Genomic DNA, 18,057 nt, shown 5'->3' with positions numbered 1-18,057 from the left:
ATTCAGACCTTGTCAAATGAACTGAATCTATCACTGATGAACTAGATGCAGATGGCATCGGTAAAACAGTCTTTATCGTATTTTTGTGAGGGCGGACTGATCTGGGCATAGTACAGAATCTGTTCTGTTGCTGAACGGTTTCTATAGTCTGCAGGCAAGGCTTGCTGACGCTGTTCCGGATTCATGTCCAGAAACTCTAAGAATAGACGTGCCTGTGTAGACAGCTTCGATTTCTGGCCGTTTGCCAGCCCGATGATCGTTTCTAGGTGGCTGGTATCCACAGCATAACGGTCGCGATAGTCTTCCGAAACTGGTGATTGTTCGGTACCTCTAAACAGGAAATAGGTATATTGCTTGAGCAGATATTCGGCATCGCGTTTATAGCTGCTGTTGGGATAAGTCTTGAGATAGTCTTCCCAGAAAAGACTACGAGCTGCAATTTCAGATGCTTCAATCTGCAGGCGTTTTTCAACCAGTATCGGGTCCTTATTCTGTTCTGCCAGATTTTCAATAAAGGCTTTTTCAGCAGCCGGTAGATACGGAGCAAAAATACGGGCCAGATATTCCGGACTACGGCGATATTGCAAATTGCCATTGCCTAAGTCCAGCAGTTCTACATAAGCCTGATTTTTATGCTTTAACAGATACTGGTCCCGTGGAGTAAGCTGTTGAAAATGAGCTTGCTGAATGGTCGGATGCTGTGCCATTTCCAGTGCATACTGCTCAAAAGCGCGTTGCTGGAACTCGGTACGGTCTACCTTTAAAAAGCGCTGATACATTTCGGTAGAACGCAGCATCAGGTGCTTCTGCTCCGCCAGATCCATCAACGGCAGGCACACTTTAAGATCCTGATTAATCTGTTCCAATGCGAACGTGGTGCGCTGGTCATTAATCTGGGACATATTTTTTTCAATATTCTGGCACATCAAGCTAAAGTCATTGACTGGACTTTGCTTTTGTTTGGCTTCAGTCTGTTCAATCTGGATCTGTGGGTCAGAGGGCTGTTGGCAACCTCCTAAAAACAGCACACCGCCAGCAACTAAACAGGCTTTGAATATCGACTGGAATGGCATTAACACTATGCTTCAGGACTCTGTATAGGTGAATTCAGAAAATAACGGCCTTGTAGGAAGATATTGTATAGATCAAATTAAAATACTATGTTTAGTATTGTGAATTGCTTTGTTACATTGCCGATAGGGCTGGGCAGAAATTGAATGAATGATGGATAAAAATTGATCTTTATATTAAAAAATTAATAAAAATCATACGTAAAAATTCAAAAGATATCTTTAGTATAATTTGGCTTAAAGCGCCAGCAATTTTTTGCTTTGAATCGCGGTTGGGGATTAATACTATAAAATGAAACTAAAACTCGTTGTCGTGGCCATTTTATTGATGAGCAGTCCGTCGGTTTTTGCTTTGGATTTGCAAGAAGCCTATGCACGTGCCCAGCAAAATGATCCAACCTGGCAGGCGAATGTATTGCAGTATCAGGCAGATCAGCTCAATCTGGGGATTGCTAGCGGCAACTTGCTGCCGACCATTACCCTTTCAGGAAATGTGACCCGTAAAAACCAGTCCACGGATGCACCTGCCGATCCCCAATTTTCCAGCTTGGTGACTTCCAGCACCACGACTCGTCAGCTCGCGCTCACTGCACGCCAGCCTTTATTCCGCTGGGATGCCTGGCAAGGCTATAAACAGGTCAAAACCTCGGTCGAACTGAGTGAAGTAAATTTACAGCTGCAAAAACAGCAGCATATTTTACAGGTGGCTGAAGCTTATTTTAATGTCTTGCGGCAGCAGTCTTTGACCACAGCATATTTGCAGGAAGAACAGGCTTTATCTGAACAGCTACGAATGATGAATGCCAAACTGAAAGAAGGTCTGGTAGCCCGTAGTGATGTGAGTGAGGCCAATGCCCAGTATCAAAGTGCCCAGGCCAACCGGATTTCAACCCAGGTCCAGCTGGTTCTGGCCCAAGAGCAGCTGGCTCGGTTAATTGGGCCTTATCGGGAAAATCTGGCAGTATTACGCAACGACTTTCAGTTCCAGAAACCGGTTCCGAGCAATATGCAGTCCTGGATAGATTTGGCGCAAAACCAGAATCTGGAAATTCTGCAGGCACGTCTGCAAAGACGATATTCTGAAGATGCCAAACGCGTCGAGCAGGCTGCGTTATATCCTCAGGTTGAAGCTGTAGGCACCTATGGCTATCTCAAACAGTCACCGGAAACGATTATGTCCAGCAACGGCGATTTTGACCAGATTGGCGTTGAAGTGAACTGGAATCTATATACCGGGGGACGCACGCAAAAAAGTATTCGTCAGGCAGGCGTCAATGTACAAAAAAGTGAAGCCCAGCTGGAGGCTGCGATCCGTAAAGCCAATGCTGATGTAAAGCAGTCCTTCATGCAGGTAGAAACCGATCAGGCCAAGCTGAATGCACGTCAAGCTGCGATGGAATCATCGGAAGTTGTCTCACGGGCATCCAGAGCACAATATGATGAAGGGTTAAAGACCATGGTTGATGTGTTGCTGGCCCAGCGCAATGCCTTTTCTGCCAAGACCGATTATCTGAATGCCAAATATGATTATCTGCTACATGTCCTGCAATTGCAGGCCTCGGTCGGGCAGTTGACTGAAAAGGAACTGGCAGCGCTGAATGCCTGGCTGATTGAATATGATCCATCGCAGCCTCTATAGCATCACGATTGTCATCAAACTTTCATCATAGATATGCTTTAATATGACTTATTATTGATCATTTTTTCTCTGCCGTTCAGGAGTAGCTTTCCTTGTGTCCAAATAATCCTGTATTAACTCATCACATTTCTTCGCAATTTAATGATGAATTGCAGGACGTCAATACCAAATTTATGACAATGGGCGGACTGGTAGAACAGCAGGTAGCCAACGCCATTCATGCCTTATTGGATACAGATGTTTCAATGGCAATAGACGTGCAGTTCCAGGACAATGTCGTAAATCAGATGGAGCGTGAAATCGATGAAGCGCTGACCCTGATTCTGGCGCGCCGTCATCCTGCTGCGATTGACCTGCGCATGGTAATTGCCATGTCGAAAGCCAATACCGATCTGGAGCGGATCGGAGATGAAGCTTCAAAAATAGGCCGGATTGCACAAAGCTTGTGTGAAGAAGGGGGTTCACCGCGCGGTTATATGGAAACCCGGCATATCGGCAACCAGGTGCGGGTGATGATTCATGATGCACTGGATGCTTTTGCGCGTCTGGATGTAGATCAGGCGCTGAAAGTCATGTTGGCAGATGCAGATATTGACCGTGAATATCAGTCGGCGACACGTACGCTCATGACTTATATGATTGAAGACCCGCGGCATATCACTCGTGTCATCAATGTCTTATGGGTACTGCGTTCGCTAGAAAGAATTGGTGATCATGCCCGGAATATTTCGGAACAGGTCATTTATATGGTCAAAGGTTTTGATGTGCGCCATACCAGCGTTGAAGAAATTGAACAGAGAGTGCAGCGTTAAATCGCCCCAATTCAAATAAAAAAACCTCCGTACTGGAGGTTTTTTTGATGAGGATAGAAAAGCTAGCTATGGGTTTCTTCTTCTGCATCATCTTCAAAAGTCTTGGCTATTTTTTCAATATTCAGACTTTTGGCCATCGCATCAAAAATTTCCTTATACACGCCATCCTGATGATAAAGTGCATCATGTTCACCGTGTTCGGCAATACAACCTTCTTTCATGACATAGGTATAGTCCGCATCAATGATTTGCGACAGGCTATGTGAAATGATGATCACGGTACGACCTTGCTTGATCTGGTCCAGACTCTGTTTGATCTGTTCTGTTGCAATCGCATCCAGACTCGCGGTCGGTTCATCCAGAAAAATAATGGGCGGGTTTTTCAGGAACATCCGCGCAATGGCGATCCGCTGTTGCTGTCCGCCAGAAAGTTGCAGAGCATCGGAATCATAGCCATCCGGCAACTGCAAAATCTGTTCGTGAATCGAGGCTTTTTTGGCCGCAGCGATGACTTCCTCCCTGCTGGCATTGGTTTTTCCATAACGGATATTGTCAAAAACCGTGCCTTGGAAAATATGGTTTTTCTGCAGTACCAGCCCGATATGATCACGCAGATACTGGGTGTCATAGTCTTTTAAATCAATGCCATCCAGTTTGATCTGGCCTTGCTGCGGTTCATAAAATTTATCCAGCAGGCTGATCAAGGTTGATTTTCCGGCACCAGATAAGCCGACCAATGCTGTAATCGTATTGGGCCGGATTTCCATATTGATATCTTTCAGGGCATGATAGCCATTTGGATAATAAAAATTCACCCCACACAGCTCAAACCGGCCTTTTACGGGTGGTGTTTGCTGGCCACTTGGTTCAATTTCATCATCGGCTTCCAGAATCTTGAAAAAGCTCTCCGAATAGATCATGGCATCATTTACTTCATCATAAATCCGGTGCAGAGAGCGAATCGGGGCAGAGACGTTATTAAAGAGCAGTACATGGTACATAATCATGCCAATACTCATCTGGCCATCCAGTACAAAATAGGAGGTCAAAATAATAATCAGTACAATGCCGATCTGTTCAATAAAGGTTTTTAGGCCATCGAACAGGAAGCTGGTTTGACGGGTTTTCATCTGGTTGTCGGTCAGTTCGCGCTGCAAGTTGAGCTGCTTTTCCGATTCAATCGATTCCCGGTTAAAAGATTTAATGACCGTAATCGAATTGATGATGCTGAGAATGCCCTGACTCTTTTTCTCCCGGCCATCTCGCAGACTACGACGCCAGCCCCCCAGTTTCTGCGCCTGTTTGTAGGTCAGCCAGAAATAGATCGGGACAATGGCAGTGGCCACCAGACCCACATAAACATTGGCGTAATACATCAGGCCCAATGCCACAATTGCACTGGTAAACAACGGTAAAATATCAATAAAGAAAATCTGTACCAGCCGGGTGAGGGAGCTGATGCCACGGTCAATCCGGGTTTGTAGTTTTCCGGCCTGATTATTGTCCTGATTAAAAAAAGCCAGCCGGTATTTTAAAAACTTTTCAATGATGCCTTGAGCCAGATCCTGAGACACAAAAATCCGCAGTTTCTCTCCATAGAACTTCTGCCCGAACTGAACAAAGGCATTGATAATTTCTTTGCCGAGCAAAATCGCCGAAATCGTGATCAGAATATGCCAGCCTTGCTCCAGTCCTTGGCCCTTTTCCAGCAGGGCATTGATGCTGTCGACAGCGTATTGCAGGGTCAGCGCATTGACCTGTGCAGTAAAGGAGCCGATCAGGGTTAAAATCAGGGTGGCAATTACCAGCAGCCGATAAGGACGTACAAAGGGACGAAGTTTTAAAAACAGCTGCCATAAGTTCATAAGTAATTATTTTTATTGTCAAAGTTGAACTCAGTCTAGGCAGGAATAAAAATGGCGACAAGAGCAAATGTTGTATTTATTTGTGAAACCGAATTGTAATTTTTCAGCTTAAGTCCCAAGATTTTTAGCAAATATCGTACTTTTAGGCCATCTGTTAAAATGACTTTGGATCTTTTTGCGCCCGAAGCTCAAGCCAATTTATTACCCTTTGATGGGGTCGTGGAGGATTATGGCCAGATTATGGATGAAAAGCAGAGCCAGCAATATTTACAGCATTTTTTGGCTCATCTGGTCTGGCAGCCGGACGAAGTGAATTTATTTGGCAAGCATTATATTACGGGACGCAAAGTGGTGTGGTATGGTGATGAACACTATCAGTATCACTACTCTGGAAGTTTTAAGCAGGCTCAGATCTGGACACCGGGTCTGTTCCGGTTAAAACAGCATATTGAAAAGCTGGTTGGTCATTCGTTTAATTCCTGTCTGGCCAATTTATATGAAGATGGTTCGCAAGGTCTGGGCTGGCACAGTGATGATGAAGCTGCGTTATATGTGGGAACATCCCGAGAAAATATTATTGCTTCGCTCAGTCTGGGTGCCACCCGCAAGATGAGCTTTAAACATAAAACCGAGCAGGCAACAGTCGATCTGCTGTTGCAGAGTGGTCAATTGATTGTAATGCGTGGACAGACTCAGCAATACTGGAAGCACTGTATCCGTAAAACCACTAAAGTGCTGCAACCTAGAATTAATCTGACTTTTCGTTATTTTTATCCTTAGGTGGCATTCAGTCATAAAAAAGTACCCCAAAGGATACTTTTTTTAAACTTTCAAAGTAAATTAAGGTGTGATTCCGGCAGGATGTCGATACCAGCTTTCAATCAATAGGGCAGCTGCAATACTGTCCGCAGACATTTTTTTGCCACGACCTTGCGCCTGATAATGATCTAGTTCATCGCGTGCTTCACGGGTGGTCAAACGTTCATCCACCATCCAGGTTTCAATATTGGTCTGATGACGTAAACGACGGGCAAATTTTCTCGCCCGTGTCGACAGTTCAGATTCACTATCATCCATGTTCAGTGGCAAACCCACCAGAAATAAGCCCGGTTGATGGCTTTTTACGATTTTAAGCAGTTCATCCCAGTTGGGGATCCCATCTTTCATGGGAAATAAAGCTAAGGGATTGGTACTTGCAATCAGGGATTGACCGACAGCCATTCCCATTTTTTGTGTACCAAAATCAAACGCCATAATCGTTTGTGGCGCGTTTACATCAGGCATGTCCAATCTCGGAAGATAACCAGTTGCGGTCTACGCCCATTTTTTTATAGGCAGCATCCCAACGGTCGTTATAAGGTAAGTTAAAAATCAGATCCATATCGGAATCGCATATCAGCCAGTCACCACGGGCAATTTCTTCTTCCAGTTGATGCTTGCCCCAGCTGGCATAACCAAGGGCAATCTGATAGCGACCGACCCCTTCGTTATGTGCAATCGCATCCAGAATATCTTTGGATGTCGTGATGCAGACATTCTCTCCGACTGCAATGGAGGAATGCCAGGTTGGCTGGCCAGTATGCAAGACAAAGCCGGCCTCGGGACGTAAAGGGCCACCTTGCAATACTTCATGCGGATTGACGTTGTCTGCCTCAATATCAAGATCATTCAGCAATTCTTTAATTTGAATGCCGGCAGGTCGATTGATAATGATGCCTTGAGCACCATCTTCATCATGACGCGCGAGATAAATGACCGTCCGGGCAAAAAAATCATTATTCGCATGCGGCGGTGCAATCAGACAACGATGTGTCAGAAACTGTTTGGTCACCTGAGCAGTTCTCCTTAAAATTAATTTCTTCGCAGAGAAATCCAATGATCCTAATTGCTACGTTACTCGAGCTTTTTGGATTCACCAAATTTTATTTGTCCGGATTGTAAAGTTTTAAGCCTGCTGAAATTTCAACTGACGTAACTGACGGGCATGCTGTAAAGTCGTTTCACTAATTTCCATACCCCCTGTCATTCTTGCAAGTTCCTGAATAATATTATTTTCTTCAAGATTGATAATGGTGCTGCTGGCAGGATCGGTCTGCTGTTTTTTCACCAGCAAATGATGATCAGACTGTGCTGCCACCTGTGCCTGATGGGTGATACACAAAATCTGTACATGCTGGCCCAGACCGGCCAGTAAACGTCCGACAATTTCTGCAGTACCGCCACTGATCCCGACATCAATTTCGTCAAAGACCAGAACTTCGGCTTCGGTTTTTTCCGCATTCATGACTTGCATCACCAGCGCAATACGCGACAATTCACCGCCTGATGCAACGCGAGCCAGCGGCTGAGCCGGAATGCCTTTATTGGCCGTGAAAAGCAGCTGTATAAAGCTCAGACCTTCACTGGACGGATGCTCCAGAGGCTCAAATTTAAACTCAAAATGCGCTTCAGGCAGAGCCAGCTGTTTAACCTGTTCAGTCAGTTTTTTAGCGAGTGGCTTAGCCGCATCACGACGGATCTGGTCTAGATGCTGGGCTTTGTGCAGGAACTCCTGATAAGAGACTTCGACCTGCTCAGCCAAGGTTTCCGGATCTTCCAGTTGCTGTAGCTGTTCAAGTTCAAGCTGCCAGGCCTCATATTCTTCTTTTAGTAATTCCGGCTGGGTGCGATATTTGCGCGCCAAACGATGGAAAATTTCCAGCGTTGAATTCAGTTCTTCCATACGTTCCGGATCAAAACTCTGCCGATCCATAAACTGGCGTAATGTTGCCGTTGCATCTTCGAGTTCACTCTGGGCATTTAGTAAAGAAGTATGAATCTGGGAAAGCTGTTCGCTACGACCGGCATGTGATTCCATGCGACGTAGAATGGAAGCCAGTTCTTGGGAAATATTCTGTTCGCCTTCATCCAGACTATTCAGGCTATAGACACAGTCCTGCATGATCGCTTCATGATGGGAAAGCCGGTCAAATTCCTGTTCAATCTCCTGATAATCCGTCTGAACAATTTCTTCCAGTTCTTCTAGCTGCAGTTCCAAGGTTTCCATGCGCTGCTTACGGGTCGCTTGTGCATCTAGCGCTGCCTGATGCTGACGAATATTTTTCTGCCAGGTGCTATAAGCGTCCCGCACTTCCTGAGCTGGTGCATAAAAATTGCTATAGCGATCCAGCCAGTGTTTTGGATAAGGTGGTTCCAGAAGTTGCTGCTGGCTATGCTGGCTATAAAGTTGAACCAGCAGACGCCCAATTTCTTTCAACTCTGACAGGCTGCTCGGACGTCCATTGATCCAGGCCTTGCTGCGGCCGGTAGCAAAAATTACCCGACGCAAATGAATTTCACCTGATTCATCATCCAGTTCATGCTCTTTCAACCAGGCTGCTTCAGGACTGTGCTCTTGGTAGCTGAAGCTGGCGGTGACATCCGCCTTTTCCGTACCATAACGCACATAATTGGTATCGGTTCGCTCACCCAGACAGGCAGACAATGCATCTAGTAACAGGGATTTACCTGCACCGGTTTCACCGGTTAAAACGTTAAAACCTTTATCAATATCAATAGCAAGATGCTCAGCTAAAGCAAAATTGATCAGAGTTAAATGTGTCAGCATAAACGCATCCGGGCTGCGAAAAGTTTGATTGAAATAGCCTGATGTCGGATTGGGGGTCGCAACATGGCTGGGATTATTATAAATCAGGACGAATCAATTTCATTCTATCTTAAATTTTAAAGATTCATATATGCTTATTTCACTGTATTTTCGCAACAAGCTGACTCAGAAGTATGTTAATTCATTGCTGATTTTCATATTTTTGCCATCAATATTCTCTAAGCTAATAGTTGAAATAAAATTATTTCAGCAGAAGGTGGTTAAGTCGAAACTGAAGCCGATATGCCAGCAAAATACAGGCCAAAACATGCTGCAACTAAAAGGGATTCAGCGATACAGAATATTTTATCGACGTCGATAAACTTCGATTGATTAGTTGAGGGTGCACATTTAAACTACAGCAATCAAAATATTACAAAATGCTTTATCTGGAGAAATCGCATGTCAGCTCAGTTTGATCATGTATCGGTACTTAAAAAATCTAATGTATATTTCGGCGGGTTGTGTATTAGTCACATTGTACAATTTGAAGACGGGACCAAGAAAACGTTGGGTGTCATTCTGCCATCAGAAAATGCCTTGACCTTTGAAACACATGTTCCTGAGCGCATGGAAATTGTTTCAGGTGAATGCCGTGTTCAGATTGGCGATAGCGAAGAAAGTGAGCTGTTCCGTGCCGGTCAGTCTTTCTATGTACCGGGCAATAGCCGTTTTAAAATCGAAACCGATGATGTGCTGGACTATGTCTGCCATTTTGAAGGTTAAGTCCAGATTCAAGATCAGTGTAAACCGGGCAAGAAATTTCAGTGCGAATCGGTTAAACTAATCAGCTACAGAAATCCTGTGAAGTCAGCTTTACGGGATTTTTCTTTTGTATATAACTAATCTAGAGGTCGTTCATGGCAAAACCTGAATATTTTTATGGCGTACATTCAGTGGAGTCATTGTTAGAGCTTGAGCCTGAACGTGTCTTGACATTATTCACTCTCAAAGGACGCGATGATCAGCGTTTAAAGCGTGTACTGGAACTGGCTGAACCGTTTGGGATCAGTGTGCAGCAAGCCAGCCGTGACAAACTGGAAAAATTGGCCGGCCAGCCGTTTCACCAAGGCGTGGTCGCTGCGGTACGTGCACATCCGACACTGAATGAAAAAGATCTTGAATCACTGTTGAGCGCAAATCCTCAAGCGTTGTTATTGGCTCTTGATCATATTACCGATCCGCATAATCTCGGTGCCTGTATCCGTACGGCCGCTGCAATGGGCGTTGAGGCAGTGATTGCGCCACGTGATCGTTCAGCCACCCTAACTCCGACAGCACGTAAAGTGGCTGCAGGTGGTGCGGACAAAGTCAAATTCATTCAGGTGACCAATCTGGCGCGTACTTTGGGTCAAATCAAAGAAGATTTTAATGTTCGTGTGGTCGGTACCATGCTGGATGAAAAAGCACTACCGATCCAGAATTTTGATTTCACCGGTACCGGCGTCTGTGTGGTGATGGGTGCGGAAGATACTGGCCTGCGTCCAATCACGCAAAGCCAATGTGATCAGACCGTGTATATTCCGATGGCAGGCAATCTGCAAAGTCTGAATGTCAGTGTGGCTACAGGTATGGCGCTGTATGAAGCCTGCCGTCAGCGTAACCTTTAATTGATGATGACATTGTCAGACCGTACGCAAGGCTATGTTTTTTTAGTTGTTACCATGTGCATCTGGGGCGGTTTTACCTTAACGGCCCGCCTGAATGCGCTTTGGCAGATCAGTGCCTGGGATATCGTGGCCTTGCGTTTTTCTCTGGCATTCCTGATTCTGATGCCGATCTTGCTTTATCGTAAAGAGGCCGCTTTTTTACTGAAAAAAGAGCCTTTTATTTTAGCGATGATTGGCGGGGTGATTTATTGCCTGTTTGCCTATAGTGCTTTTCACTACGCACCTACCGCCCATGCTGCAATTTTCTTGAATGGCTGTATTCCGATCTGTACCGCGATTATGGCTTTTTTTCTGATGGGGCAGGCTTTTGATAAACATACCTGGGCCAGCCTGATCATTATGATCGTAGTACTATGCCTCATGAGTATGCTGATGTATCGGGAAACTGGTGTGGCCTTTGGGGCAGGGGACGGGCTGTTTTTTATCAGTGCCATACTTTGGGCGATTTTTACCGTTTTATTGCGTAAATATCAGCTAACTGCATGGCAGGCAATGTGTGGGGTCGCGATCTGGTCGGCAGTGATATATGTGCCGATTTATCTGCTATTTTTACCGAAAAATTTGAGTGTGCCTGAACCCAAGCATTTACTGTTTCAGACCATTTTTCACGGCATATTTGTGGTGATTATTGCCACTTTAAGCTATGTAGAAGCCATCAAGCGTCTTGGTGCATTTAAGGCAGGCAGTATTACCAATCTTGCACCTTTTATTGCGGCAATTCTGGCTGTACCTTTATTAAATGAAACTTTAAGTCTGGCCATGGTCTGTGGCCTGATGGGTATGGCAGTTGGGGCCTTACAGCCGTGGCGCTGGTTACAGCATCAGGACAGTCTGAGCCGAAAATTGGCAGAACAAAAAAAGCAGTCTTAATCAGACTGCTTTTTTTATGCTTCAGCTGGCTGCCATGTTTAAATATTTTTGATGTAATAGTCTGAGATGAGCATAGAGATGATCCAGATGACCATCATTTAGGACAATATCATCGGCCATGGTCTGCTTTTGTTCGCGGGACATTTGTGCGGCAATGATATTGCGAATTTGTTCGATATTCTGGCCATCACGTTGTGAGGCTCGCTCAATTTGCAGTTCGATGGTGGCATCAATCAGCAAGGTATGCTGGGTGAGTTCGTGCTGATTGGTCTCAAATAGTAGTGGTGAAACCAGAATGGCATAGGGACTTTGCACAGCATGTAGTTGCTGGATAATGGAAGTGCGAATTGCTGGATGGGTAATACTTTCCAGGGTCTTGCGTGCTTCAGGAGACTGGAAGATATATTCACGCAAGGCACGCCGATTCAGTGAGCCATCGGCAAGCAGTACCCAATCGCCAAAAGCCTGCTGAATCTGGGTAAGTGCAGGCTGCCCGATTTCAACCACTTCACGTGCTACCACATCGGCATCGACTACCGTGATCCCTTGTGCTTCAAACCACTGACTGGCAGCAGACTTGCCACTGCCAATCCCACCGGTTAAACCGAGTACAAATTTCAATTTATTGACCTAAATACACTTTCATAATTTGTTCACCCCAAAGAAAAGCAATCCAGCCGGCAATCGCAATATAGGGACCAAAAGCAAAAGGCTGATTTTCCTTGCGGACTTTTAGCAGAATGATACCGATAATCGCACCTACTAGGGAAGACAGCAACACAATTAAAGGCAGTAATAATGGACCCATCCAGGCACCCAAAGCCGCTAGTAATTTAAAATCGCCATAACCCATGCCTTCTTTACCGGTGATGATTTTAAACAGGTAATACACTATCCATAGACACAGAAAACCAATGATATAGCCCCAGATGGCAGAGCTTGGGGAGGTATAGAGTGCATAACTATTTAACCCCAGACCTAGTGCAGCCAAGGGCAGGGTATAACGGTCAGGTAATAGCTGGGTGTCAAAATCAATAAAGGTTAGCGCAATCAGTACATAAGTCAGGATCAGACCAAACAGCATTTGTAGGGTAGGGCCAAATACTGCTACGACAAGCAGTGCACAAACTGCCGTCAGAATTTCAACAAATGGATAGCGGATACTAATGGGATTCTGGCAGTTGCTACATTTTCCGCGCAGGACCAGCCAGCTGATAACGGGGATATTCTGGTACCAGCGGATTGGCTGATGACATTTAGGACAAGTCGAAGCGGGTTTGCTTAAACTTAATTTCACTTCATCAATCACCGGCTGTTCCGGATGCAGGAACATCTGGCAATCAGTACGCCATTCCTGTTCCATCATCTTGGGCGTGCGGTAAATCACTACATTCAGAAAACTGCCGATACATAAACTAAAAAGCCCAACTGCGATATACAACGCCGTTGGGTTTTGAATAAAATATTGAATAAGATCTTGCATTAAACCACAGAACCCATTTGGAAAATTGGAAGGTACATGGCAATCACCAGACCACCGACAAGCACACCGAGAACAGCCATAATTAACGGCTCCATCATCGAAGTTAAGCCGTCCACTGCATTGTCGACTTCATTTTCATAATGCGTAGCTACTTTGTCCAGCATGGCATCTAGCGCACCTGACTCTTCACCAATTGCGACCATTTGGATGGCCATGGAAGGAAACTTGTTGGTGACCCGCATAGCAAACTGCAGCTGTTGGCCTGTGGCAACATCTTCACGAATTTTCATCACAGCATCTTCATATACGACGTTATTGGTTGCGCCCGCAGTAGATTCCAGTGCATCAATCAAGGGCACACCAGCTGCAAAAGTGGTGGCCAAAGTACGACTATAACGGGCAATAATCGCTTTATATACCAGATCACCAAAAATCGGTGCCTTGAGCGCCGCTTTATCCAGAAAATCGCGGAATTTCTTGCTACGTTTTTTGGCTTCAAGAAAAGCAGTAATGATGGCTCCAATGGCAATAATCAGCAGGAACCAATATTTTTGCATCCAGTCCGACATATTGACCACCATCTTGGTAAAAGCGGGCAGATCAGCACCAAATGAAGAAAATAATTCCTGGAAAACCGGGACCACTTTGACCATCAGAATAATGGTAACGATCAACGCAACCACGACTACCGAAGCCGGATACTTCATCGCTTTTTTGATTTTTTGCTTGAGCAGTTCGCTTTTTTCTTTGTAAATCGCAACACGATCAAGCATGGTTTCAAGAGCACCCGACTGCTCGCCTGATTCCACCAGCGAACAGAATAATTTATCGAAGTATTGAGGATATTTACGTAGTGCTCCAGCGAAAGTGTTACCCCCTTCGACTTCCCCTTTAATTCCCAGTACAACTTCGCGCATGGATGGATTTTCCAGACCTTCTGCGACAATTTCAAAGCCTTGTACCAGCGGCACCCCGGCTTTCATCATGGTCGCCAACTGTCGGGTAAAAATTGTAATATCCAGTGTCGAGACTTTTTTCTTCATCAAGCCTTCAAGGATATTTTTTTTCTTTTCCCGAATGGTTTTTATGCTGATGCCTTGTTTCCGAAGGGTGACCTTGGCCAGAGCCATATTTTTTGCTGGCAATTCCCCCTTGATCTTTGCCCCTTTACGATCAATTCCTTCATAGCTGAAGATTGGCATCATCTGGCCTTTCTTTACTGCTGCCATACCTTTATCCTTATTTTAGATCAGCGCCTGATCATTCGCTGGTGACACGATTGACTTCCTGTAAAGAAGTCACCCCCTGCATCACCTTGACTAAACCTGACCGGCGTAAATTGTTAAAACCTGCACGTGCGGAAGCATCGGCAATTTCAAGTGCATTGCCGTCCTCCATAATAATTCTGGAAATTTCGGGTGTTACTTTCATAACTTCATAAATACCCACACGACCCTTATAGCCTTCGCGACATTCATTGCAGCCCACCGGTTCATAAATTTGGAACTCAGGTTGCTGCAAGTCGATTTCGGTAAAACCCATCTCCAGTAAGCTTTGTTTCGGAATATCGGCAGGTTTTTTACATTGTGAACATAAACGACGCGCCAACCGTTGTGCAATAACCAGGTTGACTGAAGTGGCAATATTGAAAGAAGGCACCCCCATATTGCGTAAACGGGTTAAAGTCTCAGGCGCACTATTGGTATGCAGCGTTGACATCACCATATGACCGGTCTGCGCCGCTTTAATCGCAATCTCGGCAGTTTCCAGATCCCGGATCTCACCGACCATTACGATGTCCGGGTCTTGACGTAAGAAGGACTTCAGTGCGGCAGAGAAGGTCAGGCCGACTTTATTATTCACGTTGACCTGATTAATCCCTTGCAGGTTAATCTCGACCGGATCTTCCGCTGTCGAAATATTGGTATCTTCACGGTTTAGGATATTCAGACCAGTATAAAGAGAAACTGTTTTACCGGAACCCGTCGGGCCGGTGATCAGCAGCATCCCTTGCGGTTTGTCCAGCGCCTGCATAAACAGTTCTTTTTGTTCCGGTTCATAACCCAGAGCATCAATCCCCAGCATCGCGCTGGATGGATCCAGAATACGCAGTACCAGCTTCTCGCCAAACAGGGTAGGGAGAGAGTTGACACGGAAATCAATGGCTTTGTTTTTGGATAATTTTAGTTTGATTCGGCCGTCTTGCGGTACCCGTTTTTCTGAAATGTCCATTTGTGACATAACCTTAAGACGTGAAGACAGGCGGTTTGCCAGCTGTAAGGGCGGGGTTGCAATCTGACGTAGAACGCCATCGACCCGGTAACGTACCCGATAGATTTTTTCATAAGGTTCAAAGTGTAGATCTGAAGCGCCCATACGGATCGCATCAATCAGCAATTTATTAATATATTTGACAATCGGTGCTTCTTCACCCTTGTTACTGTCATCCTCTTCTTTATTCGGATCAGCAGATTCGACATCAACATCCAGATCAAAGTCTTCATCGAATTCAAAAGTGCTTTCTTCGGTAAAATTCTGCTCGATCAGTTTTTCAAGTTTATTGTGTTCAACAATAATGGTTTCAATGTTGAGTTTGGTGGAAAAACGGACCGCATCAATTGCTTCAATATTGGTCGGGTTACTGATGGCAATATATAAAATACTGGAATTTTTAAAAATTGGCAGGATGCGATGCTTGGTAATCAGCTTCTCGTCAATGATATCCCGCAGGATTTGAGCAGGGTCATAAACACTGATATCAAATAGCGGTTCTCCGAATTCGACTGAAATCGTTTCGGCAATGACGGTGGGAGAAAGCTGTTGCTGGTTAATCAGCTCGGCCACAATATCTATTTTTTCCTGCTTGGCATGCGCCAAAGCACTGCGCATATCTTCAGCCGAGATTACGCCTTCCTCGACCAAACGACGAATAAATCCGGTAAATCTCGGCGACCCCTGTAAAGCTGTCATGCTATAAATGCCTACTCATCAAATTTTTTTAATTACTATATTAAAATTATACGTTTGTTACGTAAAAATGCCATAGCAAAGAGTGCTGCCACCTTCCTCATATCCAGTAAAACTATGAACTGGTTAGAAGAAGTCCCTATTTTTTTAAGTGATAACAAAAAATAACCATTTAGGATAGTCTAAACCTAGAATGAGTGATAAGAAAACTATTCTTTTAATTTTCCAATTCCGTGTAGAATGTGCCCAATTGAAAATATGTAAATGAAATAGGTTAATTATGTCGGTTTCGACGATTACCCCTTGGGTGATAGGTAACTGGAAAATGAATCCGGTGCAGGCAGAGGCATTGAGCTTGGTGCGTGGTATCAAGAGTTTACTGGAAACAGCACCAATCTCTGAGGGTAAATGTCATCTGGGTGTGGCGCCGATGGCTATTGCGTTAAGCCAGATTCAGGCAGAACTGTCATCCGCTTCTCGTCCTATTTACACAGTAGCGCAAGATGTTTCACGTATTTCAGGAATGGGTGCCTACACCGGTGAAGTCAGTGCTGAATTACTTGCAGACAGCCAAATCCAGTATGTATTGGTAGGTCATTCTGAGCGCCGAGAAATATTTGCGGAAAATACTGACATTTTAAATGCTAAAATCAAGCATGCTTTAAGTGCCGGTTTAACCGTGATTTACTGTGTAGGTGAAAGCTTGGAACAACGTGAAGCCGGGCAGGCAGAAGCAGTAGTATTGCAGCAGATTTGTGATATTGCAGCTGTGGTGGATGCTGATCAGTGGAAAAATGTCGTGATTGCCTATGAACCGATCTGGGCAATTGGAACCGGTAAAACTGCTTCTCCTGAAGATGCGCAAGCCATGCATGCACAAATCCGTCAAGGCTTAAGCCAGATTACGGGCTATGGCGAGACTATGGCGATTTTATATGGTGGTAGTGTCAAGCCGGAAAATGCAGTAGAGTTAGCAGCCTGCCCGGATATCAACGGGGCATTGGTCGGTGGTGCATCACTCAATGCTGAGTCATTCCATAAAATTGCTCAGGCATTTGCAAATACACAATAATTAGGAGTTCGGCATGCAAACTTTTGTGCTGGTAGTACATATTATCTTAGCTGTTTTGATGATTGTCTTGATTTTGGTTCAGCATGGTAAAGGTGCAGATGCTGGTGCCTCTTTCGGCGGCGGCGGTGCAGCAACAGTATTCGGAGCATCAGGTTCGGGTAATTTCATGACCCGCTTGACTGCGATTTTTACTGCGCTGTTTTTCGTAACCAGTCTGACTTTGGCGGTTCTTGCCAAGAAGCAAACAACAAATGCGTATAGTTTGTCATCAGTCCAGTCCGCACCGACTGCGCCGGTACAACCGGTTGAAACTTCACCAACTGCACCAAAAACGGCCGAATAGTTTTAATTAGTCCTTTCTTTTTTTGAGTGATGCGACTAGAATGCGTCACAGCTGCGGTGGTGGTGGAATTGGTAGACACGCTACCTTGAGGTGGTAGTGCTTTCGGGCGTGGGGGTTCAAGTCCCCCCTTCCGCACCAACTTATAATCCAGAAATTTAAGTTGGTGTATGCAGCTGAAAAACTTCTATTGATGCGGGATGGAGCAGTCTGGTAGCTCGTCGGGCTCATAACCCGAAGGTCGTTGGTTCAAATCCAGCTCCCGCTACCAATCAATCCTTTTTAAAGACGCAAACTTTCAAGAGGCAGCTTAAACCAGTATTAAGCTGAGAAATATAATTTGCATGTTGTTGCGGGATGGAGCAGTCTGGTAGCTCGTCGGGCTCATAACCCGAAGGTCGTTGGTTCAAATCCAGCTCCCGCTACCAATCTTTTAAAGATGCAAACTTTAAAAGCAGCTTGGAATATTAAGCTGAAAGTTTTTTGTACGCTGATGCGGGATGGAGCAGTCTGGTAGCTCGTCGGGCTCATAACCCGAAGGTCGTTGGTTCAAATCCAGCTCCCGCTACCATTTTTTCAGCGACAGATCACAAATATGCAGAATGATGCGGTTTTGATTGAAA

Annotated in this window: 17 protein-coding genes and 4 tRNA genes; 12 read left to right on the top strand and 9 right to left on the bottom strand. The window is 45.1% G+C overall.

Going from position 1 to position 18,057, the window contains the following annotated elements; translation table 11 throughout:
* Window positions 1-41: 41 nt before the first annotated feature.
* The gene (locus tag AY605_RS01100; RefSeq protein WP_064094644.1) at window positions 42-1,073 is read right to left on the bottom strand and encodes a hypothetical protein; all 1,032 of its coding nucleotides are present in this window, start codon (window positions 1,071-1,073) and stop codon (window positions 42-44) included.
* Between the two features lie 289 nt (window positions 1,074-1,362).
* On the opposite strand from AY605_RS01100, the gene AY605_RS01095 reads away from it, so the two are divergent.
* The gene (locus AY605_RS01095) at window positions 1,363-2,709 is read left to right on the top strand and encodes a TolC family outer membrane protein (RefSeq protein ID WP_064094643.1); all 1,347 of its coding nucleotides are present in this window, start codon (window positions 1,363-1,365) and stop codon (window positions 2,707-2,709) included.
* Between the two features lie 92 nt (window positions 2,710-2,801).
* The gene (phoU, locus tag AY605_RS01090) at window positions 2,802-3,521 is read left to right on the top strand and encodes a phosphate signaling complex protein PhoU (RefSeq protein WP_064094642.1); all 720 of its coding nucleotides are present in this window, start codon (window positions 2,802-2,804) and stop codon (window positions 3,519-3,521) included.
* Window positions 3,522-3,583: 62 nt separating this feature from the next.
* On the opposite strand, the gene AY605_RS01085 is transcribed toward phoU, so the two are convergent.
* A complete protein-coding gene (locus tag AY605_RS01085) occupies window positions 3,584-5,386 on the bottom strand; it encodes an ABC transporter ATP-binding protein (protein ID WP_064094641.1) in 1,803 nt (600 codons plus the stop codon).
* A 159-nt stretch (window positions 5,387-5,545) separates the two neighbouring features.
* Between AY605_RS01085 and AY605_RS01080 the strand changes: the two genes are divergently transcribed.
* Window positions 5,546-6,166 (top strand): alpha-ketoglutarate-dependent dioxygenase AlkB family protein, encoded by a 621-nt coding sequence (locus tag AY605_RS01080; RefSeq protein ID WP_064094640.1) that lies wholly within the window; start codon window positions 5,546-5,548, stop codon window positions 6,164-6,166.
* A gap of 60 nt (window positions 6,167-6,226) precedes the next feature.
* On the opposite strand, the gene ruvX is transcribed toward AY605_RS01080, so the two are convergent.
* From ruvX to recN, 3 genes are all read right to left on the bottom strand, one after another.
* Window positions 6,227-6,670: a Holliday junction resolvase RuvX gene (gene ruvX / locus AY605_RS01075; RefSeq protein WP_064094639.1), complete on the bottom strand. Its 444-nt coding sequence runs from the start codon at window positions 6,668-6,670 to the stop codon at window positions 6,227-6,229.
* Window positions 6,663-7,217, bottom strand: coding sequence for a YqgE/AlgH family protein (locus AY605_RS01070; protein WP_064094638.1), 555 nt, complete (start codon window positions 7,215-7,217; stop codon window positions 6,663-6,665). Before AY605_RS01070 ends, ruvX begins: the two co-directional genes overlap by 8 nt.
* 114 nt (window positions 7,218-7,331) lie before the next feature.
* The gene (recN, locus tag AY605_RS01065; RefSeq protein ID WP_064094637.1) at window positions 7,332-8,993 is read right to left on the bottom strand and encodes a DNA repair protein RecN; all 1,662 of its coding nucleotides are present in this window, start codon (window positions 8,991-8,993) and stop codon (window positions 7,332-7,334) included.
* Between the two features lie 441 nt (window positions 8,994-9,434).
* Between recN and AY605_RS01060 the strand changes: the two genes are divergently transcribed.
* The 3 genes from AY605_RS01060 to AY605_RS01050 all read left to right on the top strand — a co-directional run bounded on the left by AY605_RS01060 (window position 9,435) and on the right by AY605_RS01050 (window position 11,572).
* On the top strand, window positions 9,435-9,758 hold the full coding sequence (locus tag AY605_RS01060) for a pyrimidine/purine nucleoside phosphorylase (protein WP_004281089.1): 324 nt from the start codon (window positions 9,435-9,437) through the stop codon (window positions 9,756-9,758).
* A gap of 134 nt (window positions 9,759-9,892) precedes the next feature.
* Entirely contained in the window at window positions 9,893-10,642 is a 750-nt protein-coding gene (gene rlmB, locus AY605_RS01055) for a 23S rRNA (guanosine(2251)-2'-O)-methyltransferase RlmB (RefSeq protein WP_005101440.1), read from the top strand.
* Window positions 10,643-10,648: 6 nt separating this feature from the next.
* Window positions 10,649-11,572, top strand: a complete 924-nt coding sequence (locus AY605_RS01050) for a DMT family transporter (RefSeq protein ID WP_413772523.1) — start codon at window positions 10,649-10,651, stop codon at window positions 11,570-11,572.
* A gap of 21 nt (window positions 11,573-11,593) precedes the next feature.
* On the opposite strand, the gene coaE is transcribed toward AY605_RS01050, so the two are convergent.
* The 4 genes from coaE to pilB are packed head-to-tail and all read right to left on the bottom strand — an operon-like array spanning window position 11,594 to window position 16,025.
* Complete coding sequence (coaE, locus tag AY605_RS01045; RefSeq protein WP_064094635.1) at window positions 11,594-12,193, bottom strand: dephospho-CoA kinase; 600 nt, start codon at window positions 12,191-12,193, stop codon at window positions 11,594-11,596.
* 1 nt (window position 12,194) lies between these two features.
* Window positions 12,195-13,055: a prepilin peptidase gene (locus AY605_RS15290; protein WP_064094634.1), complete on the bottom strand. Its 861-nt coding sequence runs from the start codon at window positions 13,053-13,055 to the stop codon at window positions 12,195-12,197.
* Window positions 13,055-14,284: a type II secretion system F family protein gene (locus AY605_RS01035; protein WP_064094633.1), complete on the bottom strand. Its 1,230-nt coding sequence runs from the start codon at window positions 14,282-14,284 to the stop codon at window positions 13,055-13,057. Before AY605_RS01035 ends, AY605_RS15290 begins: the two co-directional genes overlap by 1 nt.
* 31 nt (window positions 14,285-14,315) lie before the next feature.
* Complete coding sequence (gene pilB, locus AY605_RS01030) at window positions 14,316-16,025, bottom strand: type IV-A pilus assembly ATPase PilB (protein WP_064094632.1); 1,710 nt, start codon at window positions 16,023-16,025, stop codon at window positions 14,316-14,318.
* 277 nt (window positions 16,026-16,302) lie between these two features.
* Between pilB and tpiA the strand changes: the two genes are divergently transcribed.
* The 6 genes from tpiA (at window position 16,303) to AY605_RS01000 (ending at window position 18,005) form a co-directional block, all read left to right on the top strand.
* A complete protein-coding gene (gene tpiA / locus AY605_RS01025; protein WP_064094631.1) occupies window positions 16,303-17,094 on the top strand; it encodes a triose-phosphate isomerase in 792 nt (263 codons plus the stop codon).
* 13 nt (window positions 17,095-17,107) lie between these two features.
* Window positions 17,108-17,437, top strand: a complete 330-nt coding sequence (gene secG, locus AY605_RS01020) for a preprotein translocase subunit SecG (RefSeq protein ID WP_064094630.1) — start codon at window positions 17,108-17,110, stop codon at window positions 17,435-17,437.
* Window positions 17,438-17,490: 53 nt separating this feature from the next.
* Window positions 17,491-17,575 (top strand) — tRNA-Leu (locus tag AY605_RS01015).
* A 53-nt stretch (window positions 17,576-17,628) separates the two neighbouring features.
* Window positions 17,629-17,705: transfer RNA gene (locus AY605_RS01010), tRNA-Met, on the top strand.
* 80 nt (window positions 17,706-17,785) lie between these two features.
* A tRNA-Met gene (locus tag AY605_RS01005) sits at window positions 17,786-17,862 on the top strand.
* A 66-nt stretch (window positions 17,863-17,928) separates the two neighbouring features.
* Window positions 17,929-18,005, top strand: a tRNA-Met gene (locus AY605_RS01000).
* Window positions 18,006-18,057 lie beyond the last annotated feature (52 nt).

The organism is Acinetobacter sp. SFD (assembly GCF_001647575.1).
GTDB classification, from domain to species: Bacteria; Pseudomonadota; Gammaproteobacteria; order Pseudomonadales; family Moraxellaceae; genus Acinetobacter; species Acinetobacter pecorum.
The sequence above is the reverse complement of the archived record's forward strand: the minus strand, read 5'-3'. Positions and strand labels throughout refer to the sequence as shown.